This window comes from Pantoea sp. DY-5 (genome assembly GCF_019795955.1).
GTDB lineage: Bacteria > Pseudomonadota > Gammaproteobacteria > Enterobacterales > Enterobacteriaceae > Pantoea > Pantoea leporis.
This window is the reverse complement of sequence record NZ_JAIMIE010000005.1, coordinates 109,748-125,591: the sequence shown is the minus strand read 5'-3', so window position 1 is coordinate 125,591 and position 15,844 is coordinate 109,748. Positions and strand designations below refer to the sequence as shown.

12 protein-coding genes are annotated in these 15,844 nt (G+C 56.3%); 4 read left to right on the top strand and 8 right to left on the bottom strand.

What is annotated here, in order from left to right; translation table 11 throughout:
• Positions 1-58: 58 nt before the first annotated feature.
• The 8 genes from K5Y30_RS16820 to K5Y30_RS16785 form a co-directional block, all read right to left on the bottom strand.
• Complete coding sequence (locus tag K5Y30_RS16820; RefSeq protein WP_222212319.1) at positions 59-1,399, bottom strand: LLM class flavin-dependent oxidoreductase; 1,341 nt, start codon at positions 1,397-1,399, stop codon at positions 59-61.
• A gap of 10 nt (positions 1,400-1,409) precedes the next feature.
• Entirely contained in the window at positions 1,410-3,017 is a 1,608-nt protein-coding gene (locus tag K5Y30_RS16815) for an ABC transporter ATP-binding protein (protein ID WP_222212317.1), read from the bottom strand.
• Positions 3,014-3,847 carry an ABC transporter permease gene (locus K5Y30_RS16810; RefSeq protein WP_222212315.1) on the bottom strand — a complete coding sequence of 278 codons (834 nt, stop codon included), beginning with the start codon at positions 3,845-3,847 and terminating at the stop codon, positions 3,014-3,016. Before K5Y30_RS16810 ends, K5Y30_RS16815 begins: the two co-directional genes overlap by 4 nt.
• The gene (locus tag K5Y30_RS16805) at positions 3,844-4,836 is read right to left on the bottom strand and encodes an ABC transporter permease (protein WP_192235352.1); all 993 of its coding nucleotides are present in this window, start codon (positions 4,834-4,836) and stop codon (positions 3,844-3,846) included. Before K5Y30_RS16805 ends, K5Y30_RS16810 begins: the two co-directional genes overlap by 4 nt.
• A 13-nt stretch (positions 4,837-4,849) precedes the next feature.
• Positions 4,850-6,463 (bottom strand): ABC transporter substrate-binding protein, encoded by a 1,614-nt coding sequence (locus tag K5Y30_RS16800; RefSeq protein WP_222212313.1) that lies wholly within the window; start codon positions 6,461-6,463, stop codon positions 4,850-4,852.
• Between the two features lie 36 nt (positions 6,464-6,499).
• Positions 6,500-7,024: a GNAT family N-acetyltransferase gene (locus K5Y30_RS16795; protein ID WP_110867071.1), complete on the bottom strand. Its 525-nt coding sequence runs from the start codon at positions 7,022-7,024 to the stop codon at positions 6,500-6,502.
• 182 nt (positions 7,025-7,206) lie between these two features.
• On the bottom strand, positions 7,207-8,820 hold the full coding sequence (locus tag K5Y30_RS16790) for an ABC transporter substrate-binding protein (RefSeq protein WP_222212311.1): 1,614 nt from the start codon (positions 8,818-8,820) through the stop codon (positions 7,207-7,209).
• Between the two features lie 159 nt (positions 8,821-8,979).
• Positions 8,980-9,852, bottom strand: coding sequence for a hypothetical protein (locus K5Y30_RS16785; protein WP_222212309.1), 873 nt, complete (start codon positions 9,850-9,852; stop codon positions 8,980-8,982).
• Positions 9,853-10,340: 488 nt separating this feature from the next.
• Here K5Y30_RS16785 and K5Y30_RS16780 point away from each other — a divergent pair, with 488 nt between their 5' ends.
• The 4 genes from K5Y30_RS16780 (at position 10,341) to K5Y30_RS16765 (ending at position 15,735) form a co-directional block, all read left to right on the top strand.
• Positions 10,341-11,138, top strand: coding sequence for a fimbrial protein (locus K5Y30_RS16780; protein ID WP_222212307.1), 798 nt, complete (start codon positions 10,341-10,343; stop codon positions 11,136-11,138).
• Between the two features lie 102 nt (positions 11,139-11,240).
• Positions 11,241-11,744: a CS1 type fimbrial major subunit gene (locus tag K5Y30_RS16775; RefSeq protein WP_101761189.1), complete on the top strand. Its 504-nt coding sequence runs from the start codon at positions 11,241-11,243 to the stop codon at positions 11,742-11,744.
• Between the two features lie 76 nt (positions 11,745-11,820).
• Complete coding sequence (locus K5Y30_RS16770) at positions 11,821-14,559, top strand: TcfC E-set like domain-containing protein (protein WP_222184019.1); 2,739 nt, start codon at positions 11,821-11,823, stop codon at positions 14,557-14,559.
• A 9-nt stretch (positions 14,560-14,568) separates the two neighbouring features.
• Positions 14,569-15,735, top strand: a complete 1,167-nt coding sequence (locus tag K5Y30_RS16765) for a CfaE/CblD family pilus tip adhesin (protein WP_222212306.1) — start codon at positions 14,569-14,571, stop codon at positions 15,733-15,735.
• Positions 15,736-15,844 lie beyond the last annotated feature (109 nt).

Sequence of the window (15,844 nt, the reverse complement as noted above, 5' to 3'; positions counted from 1 at the left end):
ACCCTACGGAAAATATGCAGGATTTTGTAGGGTCGCCATTTATGGCGACCTTGCCAAATTACGCCACCTGCTGACGACTACGCTCTGCCGCGAACTGGTTTTCCGGTTCGGCCAACCCGAGATTATCGCGCAGCGTCTCGCCTTGATACTCTTTGCGATAAATTCCCCGCGCCTGCAACAGCGGGATCACCTGCGCCACAAAATCATCAAACGCCGTTGGCGTACCACCGCGCACGATAAAGCCGTCGGTTGCGCCCTGCAGGAACCAGTTTGCCAGCCCTTCAGCAACCTGCTCCGCCGTACCCAGGAAACTCGGGCGCGGTGTGGCTTCTTCCAGCGCCGCCTGACGCAGCGTCAAGCCACGTTCTCGCGCGTTCTGTTTGATCTTGTCGGTGGTGCTGCGGAAGCTGTTGCTGCCCAACTCGCCAATGTCCGGGAAAGCTTCATCCAGCGCATACTGGCTGAAATCGTGATGCTCGAAGTAGCGGCCAAGATACTCCAGCGCTTTATCGATGGTCACCAGCTCGGCGGTTTGCTGATAGCGGCGCTCGGCATCCTGTTCCGTTTCGCCAATAATCACGCTGATGCCCTGGAACACACGGATATCATCGGCATCGCGCCCGCGTGCCGCCAGCCGGCGGCGCACGTCTTCACGAAACTCGCGCGCCTGCTCCAGCGTTTCCTGGCGCGTATAAATGGCATCGGCGGCTTCGGCGGCAAAGGCTTTGCCCGCTTCCGACGCGCCCGCCTGGAACACAATCGGACGGCCCTGCGGCGAGCGACCGACGTTGAGCGGTCCCTGCACCGAGAAGTAGTGTCCTTTATGATTTAGCGTATGCAGTTTGTCGGCGGCGAAGAATTCTCCGCTCTGTTTGTCGCGCACAAAGGCATCGCCTTCCCACGAATCCCACAGCCCTTTCACCACCTGCAAATATTCGCTGGCAACGCGGTAACGCTCGTCGTGTTCTGGATGGGTGCTGCGCGAGAAGTTTTTCGCCGAACCTTCCAGCGACGACGTCACCACGTTCCAGCCGACGCGACCGCCGCTCAGATGATCGAGGCTGGCGAACTGGCGTGCCACGGTAAACGGCTCGCTGTAGGAGGTGGAAAGCGTAGCGACCAGACCGATTTTCTGGGTCACCAGCGACAGCGCCGACAGCAAGGTGATCGGCTCAAAACGGTTGAGGAAGTGCGGAATCGACTGCGGCGTGATGTACAAGCCATCGGCGACAAACAGGAAATCGATCTTCGCCTGCTCAGCTTTGCGCGCCAGATCCAGCACGTAATCGATGTTAATGCTGGCATCCGCCACCGCATCGGGATGACGCCATGCCGACATGTTGCCGGATACGCCCTGAATAATCGCGCCCAGCCGCAGCTGGCGTTGTGTCTGACTCATTCTGCTCTCCTTAGTATGCGTTCGCGGGCTGCCAGTCGGGAATGACCGGCAGTGCCTGTAACAGTTTTTGCGTCCACGGATGCTGCGGCGCGGCGAACACCTGCTGCAGCGCCCCGCTCTCCACCACTTGCCCGTTCTGCATCACCAGCACGCGATCCGCCAGATGCTGGATCACGCCGAGATCGTGAGAGATAAACAGCAGCGCGGTGCCGTGTTCGGCCTGCATATCGGCCAGCAGATCCAGCACCTGCGCCTGCACCGAAACATCGAGCGCGCTGACCGGTTCATCGGCCACCAGCAGCGCCGGATTCGGTGCAAAAGCGCGCGCAATCGCCACGCGCTGGCGCTGACCGCCGGAAAGCTGCTGCGGGTAGCGCTGCAGGAAGCGGTCGCCGAGCTGCACTTCATCCAGCAGTTGACGCACGCGCTGACGCCGCGCATCGCCGTAAATCCCGGCACTATCGAGGCTTTCGCCGATAATTTTCTCTACCGTGTAGCGCGGGTCGAATGAGCTGAACGGGTCCTGCGCGATCAGTTGCAGCCGCGCACGCCGGGCGCGGCGCGCTTTCTCCGGCAGACGATCCCAGCGCTCGCCTTCCAGCAGTAGCGTGCCGCTGTCCGGTTCGGTTAAGCCCATCACCACTTTCACCAGCGAGGTTTTGCCGGAGCCGGATTCGCCGACCACGCCAAGCGTCTCTCCGGCGTGCAGCGTGAAGTTGATGTCGTTGAGCACCAGGCGATCGCCATAGGCTTTATGCAGGCCGATGCCTTCCAGCAACGGTGCGCTGCTGCATGTCGGGCGCGGCGGCAGCGGCGTCGGCTCAGCCGCGCTCAGGCGCAGACCGCGCGTGGCGGGCGTTGGCACCGCGCGCAGCAGGCGCTGCGTCCAGGCGTGTTGTGGACGATTGAGCAGCGGGCCGCTGTTGCCCTGCTCCACTACTTCGCCATCGTGCATCACCAGCACGCGATCCGCCAGTTCCGCCACCACCGCCAAATCGTGGCTGATCAGCAGCAATCCGTGGCCGTCGCGACGGCGCTGCGCCAGCAGTTGCAGAATCTGGCGCTGCACCGTCATATCCAGCGCGGTGGTCGGTTCATCGGCGATCAACAAGGTTGGCGTACCGGCCAGCGCGGTAGCAATTAACGCACGCTGGCGCTGGCCGCCCGAGAGCTGATGCGGATAGCGTTCGAGGCGGCTTTCGGCATCGTGAATGCCCGCCGCCTTCAGCAGTGCGAGGCTTTTGTCCTGCAAATTGTCGCGATGACCGGCGGCGCTTAGGGCATCACTCAGCTGCTGACCAATGCGGCGAAGCGGATCGAGCGACACCAGCGCGTCCTGCAACACATAGCCAATGCGGCGACCGCGCAGCGCGCGCCAGTCGCTGCGGCTGGCGTGGCGCATATCGCGTCCGTCAATGGTGAAACGGTCGGCGGTTAACACCGCGCCCTCCGGCAGCAGGCCAAGCAGGCTGCGCGCGGTCAGGGTTTTGCCGGAACCGGATTCCCCGACCAGCGCCACGGATTCGCCCGCCGCGACCTGCAGGTTGAGGTTTTTCACCACCTGCTGCGGCCCGAAACGAATCGAGAGATTCTGGATATCAATAAACGGCTGGCTCATGCGGATCGTCCTTCAAAACGTGCCTGCCAGTAACGACCCAGCGTATTCACCGCAATCACCGTCAGCGTGATAAACACGCCCGGCCACACGGCGATCCACCATGCGTTACGCAGATAATTGCGTCCTTCCGCCAGCATCAGGCCCCATTCGGCGGTCGGTGGCTGCGGCCCCATGCCGAGGAAACTCAGTCCGGCGGTACCGATAATCGCGGTGCCGAGCCCCAGCGTGGCCAGCGCCGGCACCTGCGCAATGGCGTGCGGCAAAATGTGGCGCGTGATCAGCGTGAAGCGTGACAGGCCAAAGGTGCGCGCCTGTTCAACATACCCGGAGGTCATCACGCTGTAGGTTTGTGCCCGCACCACGCGGGCAAAACGCGGCACCGATGCGACGCCGAGCGCGATAATCAGGTTGTTAGTGCCGGGCCCGGTAAAGGCGATCAGCATCAGCGCTAGCAGCAGATCGGGAAAGGCGGAAATCACATCCACCGCGCGGCTCAACAGCTCATCCACCACGCCACGCGCCAGCGCCGCCACCAATCCCAGCAAAGTGCCAAACACCACCGCCAGCGCCATCGCCGCCACGCTGATCAGCAGCGAATAGCGGCTGCCGTAGATCACGCGCGTCAGCAGATCGCGTCCCAGCTGATCGGTGCCTAACCAATGCTGCGCCGACGGCGGCAGCTGCGCGTTAACCGGATCGGTCAGCAGCGGATCGCTGTGCGCCAGCCACTGCGGCGCGATCACCGCGATAGCCAATACAAGGAGAAACAGAATCGCTGCCCACACCGCGGCGGGCAGCGTAACCGGAAAGCGTTGCAGCACGGCAATCATGATTTGCTCTCCCCGCGCAGACGCGGATCAATCCACAGCGACAGGATGTCAACCAGGGTGCTCATTACCACGTAGATTAGTGCCGAGAGAATCGCTACCGCCAGCACCACCGGCAGATCCTGCGCCAGCACCGCATCGACGGTCAGTTTGCCAAGGCCGGGACGACCAAATACCTGTTCAGTAATCACCGCGCCGCTCAGCAATCCGCCCACCAGCCAGCCGGTTAACGTGACGGCAGGCAGCGCCGCATGACGCAGCGCGTGGCGCAGACGAAGGGTGGTTTCCCCTACGCCCCACGCGCGCAGCGTGAGGGTAAATGGCGCATCCAGCGCGCGCTCCAGCTCGCGGCGCAGCAGCTGAGCGATCACCGCGCCCTGCGCCAGACCGAGCGCCAGCGCCGGTAGCACCAGCGACGACAGCGAGCGATCGCCCGCCACCGGGAACCAGCGCAGCGTGAAGCTGAAAATAAACAGCAGCACGATGCCCATCCAGAAAGAGGGCGTGGAAGCCAGCAGCAGCTCGACACCGTTAGCCACGCGGCGACCGATGCGACGATGCGCGGTGCCGACGGCAATCACCACCGCAAAAATAATGCTGACCAGCAGCGCCGCTAGCGTCAGTTTGATGGTTGGCCACAGCTGCGTGGCCAGCAGATGGCTGACTTCGGTATTTAGCATGTAAGAACGACCAAAATCGCCGTGCAGCACGCGCCACATATAGTGCAGATATTGCCACCACAGCGGTTCGTTCAGGCCCCATTCGGCACGGATCGCCGCCTCAATGGCTGGCGTGCGCAGCTGCTCACCGATCAGCAGGCTGACGATATCGCCCGGCGCCAGATGCACGCCGAGAAAGGCCAGCGAAACCGCCGCCCACAGCACCAGTACGCCGCCCAGCAGACGGCTGACGATGCGGCGCGTCAGGTCGCTGCGCCACACCGATGGCCGACGCGCGCGTGGCGTGCGGGTGACAATGCTTTCCAGACTCATCTTCGCCTCCTGATTAGTGGTCGCTGAGCCAGATGTCGTACGCGTTCTCCGGCATCTGTTTAAAACTGCGGAAACCGGCACCGTGCACGTAGCTGGCGGTGGCGATCTGGTCTTCTGGTTCATACAGCGGGATCGCCAGCGCCTGCTGTGGCAGCGCGTATTGCTGCAGCTGGCTGTAGAATTTACGGCGCTGATTGATATCCAGCGTCGCTGCCGCCTGATCGAGCCAGCCGTTGATTTGCGGGCTATTGACGCGGCTGTAGTTAATTGGCCCGCCAGCTTTCACCGGGCGATAGTGGTTTTCGATATCGATGCCGTCGCTTTCGGTATTCGAGTTAGCAATCGAGCCGAAGTGGCCGGTGTTGCGCACATCGGTGTAGGTGCCAGAATCGACGTAGCGCAGTTTGATGTCCACGCCGAGACGCTGGCGCGCCTGCGCCTGAACCGCTTGCAGCAGCACATCGCGCTGATCGCGCACCGTTGCCTGCGCCTGAATCACCTCAATGCTCAAACGCTGGCCGTTTTCAGTGCGGAAACCGTCGCTGTCGCGCGTTTGCCAGCCCGCTTCATCCAGCAGCGTGTTGGCGGCAGCGGGATTGTTACCGTACTGACCTTCGAGATCGTTGTTGTAGAGCGGATCGACCGGCGAAGTAATCCCCCACGCGCGGGTGCGTTCACCGCGATACACCGATTTCAGCAGCGGATCGATGTCCAGACCTTGCAGTAACGCCTGACGCACTTTCACATCCTGCGTCGGGCCGTATTCCACGTTGAGGAACAGCGAATACGGCGTGCCGGTGTTCAGCGCGTGCTGATAAGTGAAGTCGGGATTGTCTTTGAATTCACCGGCGTCATTACCGGAGATGCCTTCAATCGCGTCCAGCTGCCCGGACAGCAGCGCGCCGGTGCGCACCGAGGATTCCGGCAGGAAGCGGTAGGTCACGCGCTCCAGATACGCCGGACCTTGATGCTTAGCGGTGGCGGGTGCCCAGTTGTAGTGCGGGTTGCGTACGAACGTTACCTGCTGGCCTTTTTCGTAGCTCTCGATAATAAACGGCCCGGTGCCCGCAATCTCTTTGCCACCGTCTTTCAGCTGCGGCGAGTTCCAGCTGGCCGGTGCCAGAATCTGCAATTTGGCGGCGAACGACAGGAACGGCGAATAGCCCTGCTTCAGTGTGATGGTGACGGTGTGATCGTCTGGCGTCGCCACGCTGGCAATTCTCGCGCCCAATGCGCAGATGCTGCTGCCGGCGCAATACTTTGCATCCTGCACATGGCGGAAATTCTCGGCCACCGCATTGGCATCCAGCTTCTCGCCGTTGGAAAAGGTGACGTCGCGGCGCAGGCTAAAGCGATACGCTTTGCCGTCCGGACTGACCTCATAACTTTCTGCCAGCCAGGGTACGAAACTGCCGTCGGTTCGACGCGCCAGCAGCGATTCCCACACGTTACGCAGCGTCACTTCCGCTTTGGATTGCCCATTCAGCTGCGGGTTAAACGGCACGGGTTCAGTTTCGACGCCGAAGGTTAAGCTGCCGCCGCTGCGCGGTTGCTCAGCGGCAAAAAGAGATGCGCTTCCCAGCAGGCAAGTCACACCCAGCGCGAGAGTGATTGAATTCGCTTTCATAAGATCCTTGGTGGTTGCAGGTGCTTTTTTAGTTGTTCAGGCGATTTTGGCGATGGGTTGATCGGCTGGCGGGTTGAATTCCTTTTTCAGAAACACCAGCGCTTCGCCTAATGGATTGGTGCGGTGATGAAACGGTTGATAACCGCGACGCAGATAGAGCTCGCTCAGCCATGGATGCTTGGTGGCGGTGGCGAGATAGACGCCCGGCGCTTTCAGCGTCTCTTTCAGCAGGGTTTCTTCCGCGTAGGTGATGATGTCGCGGCCGTAGCCCTGCCCTTTGTAATCAGGGTCGACGGCGAACCAGTGAATAAACGGCAGCGACGAAGGCGCATGTTCATCCTGCTGCCACGGAAAACGCACCGTGACGGTCGCCACCGCGCGTTTCCATTTGCGTAGCACCAGCACGGTTTCCTGCTCGATGACGCGGCGCACCTGCTCGACGTTGCCCTGTGAAATGGTGAAATGCACATCCAGTGCCACCAGCGCAGCATAGGCGCGTTGCAACAGCGCAAATATCTCTTCCGCATCGTCGGGCTTGGCAACTTCAATTAGCTGACTCATGGTGACCGTTTCCTTATTCAATCCTGCCGAAAGTATTAAAATCCGGCGGATTAAAGTAAACCGAGAATAACGGCAATCGATTTGTTGAATATGGGAAATGGTATTTTATGGCGATGCAATAATCCGCGCGGAAATAACCATCGCGTAGGGTCGCCATTAATGGCGACCCTACAGCGTCAGAATTACGGTTTGGTTACCCACACATCGTAAACGCTTTCTGGCATCTGCTTATAGCTGCGGAAACCGTAGCCGTGCACGTAGCTGGCGGTGGCTAACTGATCTTCCGGTTCGTAGAGCGGCACTGCCAATGCCAGTTGCGGTAATGCGACCTGCTGCAGTTGGCTGTAGAAATCGCGGCGTTTCTTAAGATCCAGGGTGCTGGCGGCTTTATCCAGCAAGCCATTGATCTTCTCATCGTTGACGCGGCTATAGTTAATTGCGCCGCCCTGAGCGATCGGACGATAGTGGTTTTCGATATCCACGCCATCGGTTGGCGTGTTGGAGTTAGCGATGGTGCCGAACTTACCGCTTTTACGCACATCGGCATAAGTACCAGAATCAACGTAGTTCAGCTTGAGATCCACGCCAAGACGCTGACGCGCCTGCGCCTGAATCGCCTGCAGCAGCACATCGCGCTGGTCGCGCACCGTTGCCTGTGCCTGAATCAGCTCAATGCGCAGACGCTGGCCATCTTTGGTGCGGAAGCCTTCACCATCACGGGTTTTCCAGCCCGCTTCATCCAGCAGCTTGTTGGCCGCATCCGGATTGTTGCCGTATTTGCCCTCTAGCTCTTTGTTGTAAAGCGGATCGATGGGTGACGTGATGCCCCACGCGCGGGTGCGTTCGCCGCGATACACCGACTTCAGCAGCGGATCGATATCCAGCCCTTGCAGCAACGCCTGACGCACTTTCACATCCTGCGTCGGGCCATATTCCACGTTGAGGAACAGAGAATATGGCGTACCGGTATTCAGCGCATGCTGATAGGTAAAGTCGGGATTGTCTTTGAATTCACCGGCATCGTTACCGGAAATGCCTTCAATGGCATCAACCTGACCAGACAGCAGCGCGCCAGTGCGCACCGAGGATTCCGGCAGGAAGCGATAGGTCACGCGATCGAGATACGCCGGTCCTTGATGCTGCGCGGTGGCTGGCGCCCAGTTGTATTTTGGATTTTTAACGTAGGTCACCTGCTGGCCTTTCTCATAGCTTTCGAGAATAAACGGCCCGGTGCCCGCCAGATCTTTGCCGCCCGATTTCAGCTGTGGAGATTTCCAGCTGGCCGGCGCCAGAATCTGCAAGCCCGCAGCGAAGGACAGAAACGGTGAGTAGACCTCTTTCAGGGTGATCACCACCGTGTGATCGTCCGGCGTTTCAATCTTCTCAATATGCGAACCCATCAGGCACAAACTGGTGCCGGCGCAGTATTGCGCGACCTGAGTTTGACGGAAGTTATCTGCCACCGCGTTGGCATCAAACTTCTCGCCGTTAGAGAAGGTGACGTCCTGACGCAGATTAAAGCGGATCACTTTGCCATCCTGGCTGGCTTCGTAACTCTGCGCCAGCCACGGCACAAAGCTGCCATCTGGGCGGCGCGCCAGCAGCGATTCCCAGAAGTTACGCAGCGTGATTTCCGCTTTGTCCTGACCGTTAAGCTGCGGGTTAAAAGTGGTCGGCTCGGTTTCAACACCGACCGTCAGGCTGCCGCCGCTTACCGGTTGGTCGGCGGCTACCGCGTTAATCGTGCTTCCCAGGAGGCTAAAACCTAATGCCAAAGCTATTGAAGTGAATTTCATAGTGTCCTTGGTAATTGCAGGTAAATATTATGTAAGGCCTTAATCTGGCCTGTATTAATTTCCGCTGAATTATTAAAACCCGGACAAATAAATGTAAAACGACAATAGTGGCAATCGATTTGTTGAATTTGGCAATTCACCAGTCAGCGAAAAAACAGATTATCGTGACAGGCTCGCCGGTAGTGGAGGCACACCCGATAAACCGCGTAATCCGTACTCGACCATGGCCATATAGACCGCAAAATAATCCAGCGCCATCTGCATAAAGGAGAGATGCAAAATGAGCGTATTACTGGTTTTATTCAGCGTCAGCAACCCGGCTGCTTCAGCGTCCTGCAGGCAGCGTTTAATGTGCGAACGCGAAACACCACATTTCACTGACGCTTTCAGGTAGTTGTACTCAATAACAGTGGTTTTTTGTTGCAGACTCTCGATGTACAGATCCATCAACAGCATGTGCCCGGCATCCCTGAAAATGAAGGCTTTACTCTCTGGCACCATATCGAACAAGTAAACATGCTTGAGCGTGATTTCAGCGTAATTTTTGAAGTATTCCGCATGAAAGTTTTCCATTTTCAGGCAAGCCGAAACATCGAAATCGTCGTATAACATACCGTAAGGAATCATCATGGTATTAATTAAAGCCCGCGTTTCATCCAGCGCTTTACGGGTCACCGTGTAGGTTAATTTTCGTTTATCCTGCGCGTCCTTTTTAACTTCCATACGCCCACCTACCCGAATAAAGAGCAGAAAGGAATCAATAGTGTTGTCGCTAATCAGACCGGTTTTTTTACAGAAGTCTTTAACATCACGCAGCGTTGGGTTTGCTGAAGTGAAGGCGTACGCCATGATGGCCGAGCCGATAATAAAGCGATTAGCTTTGAAAATGACTTTAAAATAGAGCGGCTTAGTCAGATACAGTCTGAACAACAGTTTGTAATGCTTCTGCATAACTAACGAGATGTTGTCATTTGACTTAATCTCAGCGGCGCGTTGGTGAATTAATGCTGTGAGTTGCTGTTTGCTTTTCATATTGCTGTGTGGTGTGCCTGGTTATCAATTATAAAATTTTTAGAAAATCACTCTCATGCTCCTGGATTTATTTAAATCCTGTTGAGAGGCGGTTGATGATGCTTTATGGAGGTATTATTTCTGAGGTTAATATTTTAAGATTAACATAGGTCTTTTTGCCCTTCTGGGCACGATCTTACCATCAATGGACTATTTTATGTAAAGCTTGATTTATTCTGAGCTGACATGCCCATTTCTAAGCCTGAAAATTAATCTTTGTTTTTACAATTATTTCATTAAGTTAGGTCGCGATATTTACTCAAGTATTCCCTTTGTAGCACGGCTTAAAAAAATTAACCACAAAAATGGACAGTGACTTAACAAAGCCCCTATGAGAACTTTCTTAACGCACGGTTATTCCACTTGGTTAAGTGAGACTGGTTTATAGCTAAGCCGATTCATACAGGGAATATCCGACAGATTTTTGATGGAATTTATAAGGATTTATCATGGACGACTCACCGCATAAGACACTGCGTCACGGCCTTTCAATGGCTATTTTAAGCCATAACACTCTGGTGAAAAAACTCGCTTACCAACTGATTCTAATGGGTTTTATTTCCATGCCAGCGGCATGGGCGAATATGAGTGTCTATCCGATGGAAGTCACCCTAAATAATCAGGGTGCGGCACAGGTGCAAACATTATCGCAAAGCGGTGAAGCGCAGTTTATTCGCGTCAGCATCAAGCGAATTGAGCGCCCTGCAACACCGTTTGAAAAAGAAATATTGGTTGAAGATGCCGTTTCGCCATCGCTTATCGCCACCCCGGATAAATTCGCGCTGGCTTCCGGTTCACAACGCATTATTCGGCTGATTTCATTACAACCGCCAGAAAAAGAGACTGCCTGGCGCGTTTACTTCGAGGCCGTGGCTGCCCCGGATGAATTGAAAGATAAATCGCCGCAGAATAATAACATCAGCAACCAGGTCGGCATCAATTTAGTCTGGGGCGTGCTGGTACATATTCCGCCGCGTAATGCCAGATTATCGCTCACGCAATCAGCATCAGGCGAAGTCATAAACGCTGGCACGGTTCGCGTAGTGATTCGTGAGGTCGCGGTTTGCTCAAAACAACATAGCAGCAGCAGCTGTCAGTGGAAAAAAGAACACGCCACGGTTTATCCGGATGAGACATTGCGTTTTAAAGCCTGGAGTTCGGCAGAATTAGCCGCTGCTCAGGAAGTCAGAATAAAACATGTTGATCTCAATAGGCGGAATATCGCCGAGTACGTTATCGGACACTGATCAACACGTATTAAAGGAATAACAACCTGTTTGTTATAAAGCAGTTCATTACCCATGAGACGGTCATTTACGGCCAGTACAAGGATTTTCACGGAGCTACAAATGCAAAAATTAATCAAACCACTAGTCATCGCTGCTGCGTTAACGGCTGTATTTAATGCACAGGCGGTGCAGAAAGATATTACGGTGAATGCGAATGTTGATTCGACGGTGGATATGACGCAGGCGGACGGAACCGCATTACCCGGCACCATTAATATGCAATATATTCCGGGCCGTGGTTTATCTACCTATTCTCTGGACACCAAAATCTGGTCGAACTCGCAAACTGCCAATATCAACGTTGCGCTGGTGAGTGCCGCTCAGCTTAACAATACCGTTACCGGTACAGCGGTACCTTTGACCGTCACGCTGGGTGCGGATTTAAAACCGATCACCACCACGAACACGGCCCTGACTTACGCCTCGCTGTTCCCGGCGGGCACCGCAAACGGTTCGTCAGTATTGCCACTGAAAATTTCGCAGACTACGCCGGGCGTGCTGGCAACCGGCACCTATTCCGGCGTAGTGAGCCTGTTAATTACGCAGGCCACCACGCAGAGCTAATTTGTCGGCATTGACTGATCAATTATTTCGGGGGCCGCTCGGCCCCCTTATTATTCTTTTTCAGCAGGATGCTGTAATGAAGGTCAATATTCACGTCGCTTTAATAGCCTCTTTCATTACCCTGATCCCTTCTCTTGCTCCTCGTGCTGCCACGCAGGTTCCGCCTGGTTTTGAATCGCTGGTCACCGGCCAGACGCTGTGGGTCAACCTTTCTGTTTACGGGCAATCGCTTGGCCTGTTTGAAGCTTCTGTTTCGCTGGATAGCGTCAGGTTCTTGAAACCGCATCAGGTTGCACGGGCGGTGATGCAGCATTATCAAAAGGATCCGCAGCAGGAAAAGCGCTTAGACCATCTCATCAGTGAACCTTTGGCACGCAACGGTAATAAGGCATGCAGCAGCAATGGCGGCGCAGCGGGCTGTGACTATCTGGAGACCGATTCCCTCGCGCTGATCTATGACGAAAATAATGCCAAAGTGGCGCTGTTTCTCGGCCCGGAATTTGTGCCGCTTGCGGCTGACAACGCATCGCCCTATTACCAGCAGACCGCCGAAACGGAAGCGGCGTTTATTCATCAGCAGAATATTAACTTCGTCACCAACCGCGATGACCAGACGTTATCGCTGCAGGGGGCGGGCGCGCTAGGATTCACTGAAAACAGCTATGCCGGAATTGACTGGGACTATCTGGCGCAAAAATACCGTCAGCAAAGTCATCAGGAAGTGCGTTTTAACAACGTGTTTCTGCGCCGCGATCTCGGCAAACGCTATTACGTGCAGGCCGGACGCATGGATTCGCGCGATATCTTCAGCAACGCCGGCGGCAACATTACCTTAAGCCAGCTGCCGCTCAGCACTATCGAAGGGGCGCGCGTGGGTTCGACGCTCGCCTGGATGAACCGCGCACAGGCGGCGCAAGGCACGCCGGTCACTGTCTTTATTACCCGCCCGTCGCGTATTGATGCTTATCGCGGGCAGCAACTGCTTGGCACCTTTTACCTCAATGCCGGCACGCAAAATCTTGATACCAGCGCTTTTCCCAATGGCAGCTACAGCGTGACGCTGCGTATCTATGAAGATAATCAGTTGTCGCGTACCCAACAGGTTCCTTTCAGCCGCACCGGTAATGCCACCAGCCAGAACATTGAATGGTTTGTGCAAGGCGGCTCCATTCCCGATCGCGAGATGCAGGGCAACGGCGCTGCGTCGCAATCGGGTGCCGATCGCCGTGTGATGCAGGCGGGCATCAAAGTGCCTGTGATGCAAGACGCTGCGCTGACCGGCGGTGTCGCCGTGACCAACCGCAACCGCTTTATCGAAAGCGCACTCGACTGGAGCCACGGATTTGATAATCCGCTGCTCGACGGCATCCTCACCACCCGCTTTAGCTACCTGAAAGGCAGCGAAGGCTCACGCGGCAATATCCAGCAGGTCGCTTATAACGACGGATTCTCCCTCAGTTTCTACCGCAGCGCCCTGTATGCGCAGGATTGCTATAGCAACAACGGTGGGCAGTACGGTTTCAGCGGGTGTTACCAGAGCAGCAGCCTGATGTTCAGCGTGCCGGTAAAAAGCTGGTATCTGAATGCCGGTTATAGCGCCAGCAAGAACGAGGGCCGCAATGTGCTTCCGGTGCAGTGGGATGATAACGGCGTCGTGCCGCAGTGGGCGCGCCGCAACATCTACAGTAAAACGCAGACTACCACCTGGCAGGCTGGCCTGGGGCGCGGCTTCAGCGTCAACGGACTCAATATTAATACCAGCGCCAATCTCTTTACCCGCACCAGCAGCAGCGGAACTCAGCGCGACAACGGTGGCTTCCTCTCCGTCTCACTCTCGCGCGTCAGCACGCCAACCATCGATTCACGTTCGAGCTACAGTTCGCTCGGCATGACCTACCAAACCGATCGCAACAACAAGGATCAGGTTGGCTATAACGTGGCGCAAAACTGGTATTTCGATGCGCAGAATCAGCAGGAGATCGGCGTGAACCTCAACGGTAATCAGGAAAATACTTTGAATGCTTCCGTTTACGGCAAAACTGCGGGCGAATACGGCAGCGGCAGCCTGGCATTCAGCTCTGCGTCGTCCGGTTCATCCGCTCAGCGATTCAGCAGCAGCGGCAGCTACAACTCCTCATTGGCGGTAGCACGTTCCGGCCTCTATTGGGGCAAATGGGGCAACGGCCTGCCCGGGGCGGCGGTGGGCGTGCATGTGGCAAGCAGCGATGAAAGCCGCGACACACGCGTGGATGTCTCCGTTGATGGCGCGGGCAGCGCCAGCCTGCACGGCACCGGCCGCACTTTATTCAGCGTACCGGCTTACACCCAGAGCGCGATCAGCATCAACGATTCCATCGAATCCACCGACGGCATGCGCAGTGAAATCACCCAGGGTGCCGGACGACGCACGCTGTTTATCGCGCCGGGCCGCATGCTGGTGAGCAAAGTGAACATTGTTTCGCGCTACACCTGGCTTGGCAGGCTGATGATCAACCAACAGCGTCCACTGGAAGGTGCCACGCCGCTGAATGTCGCCAGCTGGTCCGGTTTAGGCCAGGGCGGATTCAGCGCTGAGACCGATCACCGCATAAAAAATCTGTACATGGTGCGCGGGATGCAGATGTATCGCTGTGAAATGAAGGTGAAAAGTACCCATGACGTAGTGCGCTATGTCGGCGACAGCGACTGCAAACCCATCGAGCTGGCTTCAGTGCCGCAGGATGTGCAGCAACGAGCAAAAATGCTGATTGTCACCCGCCAGGCGGATGAAGTTCCGTTGGCACGCACCGCGCCTTCTTCGCCGGAACAACAATAGGGATTTGGAATGAAAAGTAGAGTTATTCGCGCGTTGACGCTATTGGCCCTCATCGCGGGCATGCAGGTGCAGGCCGCCATGCTCACGCCTTCAGGGCGCAATACCAGCGTTGCCGTGAGCTTTGACCGCATGTCAGTACCGGCGCAATTGCCGATCTGGACCAATGAAAACGGCGGTTATGATACCAACGATGCGCCAAAATGGGGCCGCAACACGCTGGTTTGCCAGTCGCGCACCAGCAATCAATATGGTGCCTGCCTGACATTACCGGTCTGGCTGGAAGCGTCGCCGTCACCCTATCCCGTGCCGCTGTTGTTTACCGAAAGCAGCACCAAACAGACGTTGGTACTGAATGTCTATCTCACCAAAAGGCGCTCACTGAATAATGTGGTGGTGGCGACCAATCTGGTGCCGATGAATGCCTTTGGCGGGGCCGTCACGCCACGTGGCGATGGCACCGATTATTCGGCCTATCTTCCCTCTTCCGAGCTGAGTAAATTCCCATCGGCGGGCACCTGGAGCGCGACGCTGAAAATGTCGCTGATGCAGTGGCCAGTGACCTCCTGCACCGGAAATTCGCAAAACGTAAACGTGGGTTGTACCAACGTGACGAAAATGGGTGACTGGATCGCCACCATGACCTTTAAGGTAACGGATTACGGCAATCAGCAGATCTATCTGCCGGAGTTTGGTAATGCAGCCGCCACTGTGGATCTCGGTTTAAAAACCTTCCCCGGTGCGCGCGCCACCACCAGCGTCAGCGGCAGTCGTTCGCTGGATATGTGCCTGTACGATGGCAATAATTCTGACAGCAACCGGGTAAGCCTGTTGTTTCAGGACGAAGGTGCGGCCGCGCCCGGCCGGGGAACGAGGTTGTTTTCGCTATATCGCACAGGCGCGGATAAAACTCTGGCGCAAAATCGCCTCGATTATGCGATTGAAGTGATCAACCCGCTGACCAAAGCGCGCCAGGTGGTTGAGAACGGCAGTGAGATTATCTGGAGTGGCACCAACAGAGGTGTGTTGCGACGTGTGGTGTTACCGGGACAGAGCAATTCAGTGCTGTGCGTTCCTGCGCCAATGCAGCTTGTTACACCCGCCTTCACGTTATCGTCAAAAACAGCGGGCCGTTATCAGGGTACGTTGAGAATTATTTATACCCCGACGACGCAGTAACGGCGCGGGCGGTGATGACGTTATCTGATGTTTTGTAGGATGGGCATGTATGGGAAGAAGGTCGCCATGAATGGCGACCTTACATTGTAGGGTGCGCGATAATGGCGAA

Excerpts from the sequence above, each read along its gene's own strand:
- K5Y30_RS16815 (WP_222212317.1), bottom strand. The coding sequence starts at position 3,017 with ATGAGCCAGCCGTTTATTGATATCCAGAATCTCTCGATTCGTTTCGGG.
- K5Y30_RS16805 (WP_192235352.1), bottom strand. The coding sequence starts at position 4,836 with ATGAGTCTGGAAAGCATTGTCACCCGCACGCCACGCGCGCGTCGGCCA.
- K5Y30_RS16765 (WP_222212306.1), top strand. The coding sequence starts at position 14,569 with ATGAAAAGTAGAGTTATTCGCGCGTTGACGCTATTGGCCCTCATCGCG.
- K5Y30_RS16780 (WP_222212307.1), top strand. The coding sequence starts at position 10,341 with ATGGACGACTCACCGCATAAGACACTGCGTCACGGCCTTTCAATGGCT.
- K5Y30_RS16785 (WP_222212309.1), bottom strand. The coding sequence starts at position 9,852 with ATGAAAAGCAAACAGCAACTCACAGCATTAATTCACCAACGCGCCGCT.
- K5Y30_RS16820 (WP_222212319.1), bottom strand. The coding sequence starts at position 1,399 with ATGAGTCAGACACAACGCCAGCTGCGGCTGGGCGCGATTATTCAGGGC.
- K5Y30_RS16790 (WP_222212311.1), bottom strand. The coding sequence starts at position 8,820 with ATGAAATTCACTTCAATAGCTTTGGCATTAGGTTTTAGCCTCCTGGGA.
- K5Y30_RS16810 (WP_222212315.1), bottom strand. The coding sequence starts at position 3,847 with ATGATTGCCGTGCTGCAACGCTTTCCGGTTACGCTGCCCGCCGCGGTG.
- K5Y30_RS16770 (WP_222184019.1), top strand. The coding sequence starts at position 11,821 with ATGAAGGTCAATATTCACGTCGCTTTAATAGCCTCTTTCATTACCCTG.
- K5Y30_RS16775 (WP_101761189.1), top strand. The coding sequence starts at position 11,241 with ATGCAAAAATTAATCAAACCACTAGTCATCGCTGCTGCGTTAACGGCT.
- K5Y30_RS16800 (WP_222212313.1), bottom strand. The coding sequence starts at position 6,463 with ATGAAAGCGAATTCAATCACTCTCGCGCTGGGTGTGACTTGCCTGCTG.
- K5Y30_RS16795 (WP_110867071.1), bottom strand. The coding sequence starts at position 7,024 with ATGAGTCAGCTAATTGAAGTTGCCAAGCCCGACGATGCGGAAGAGATA.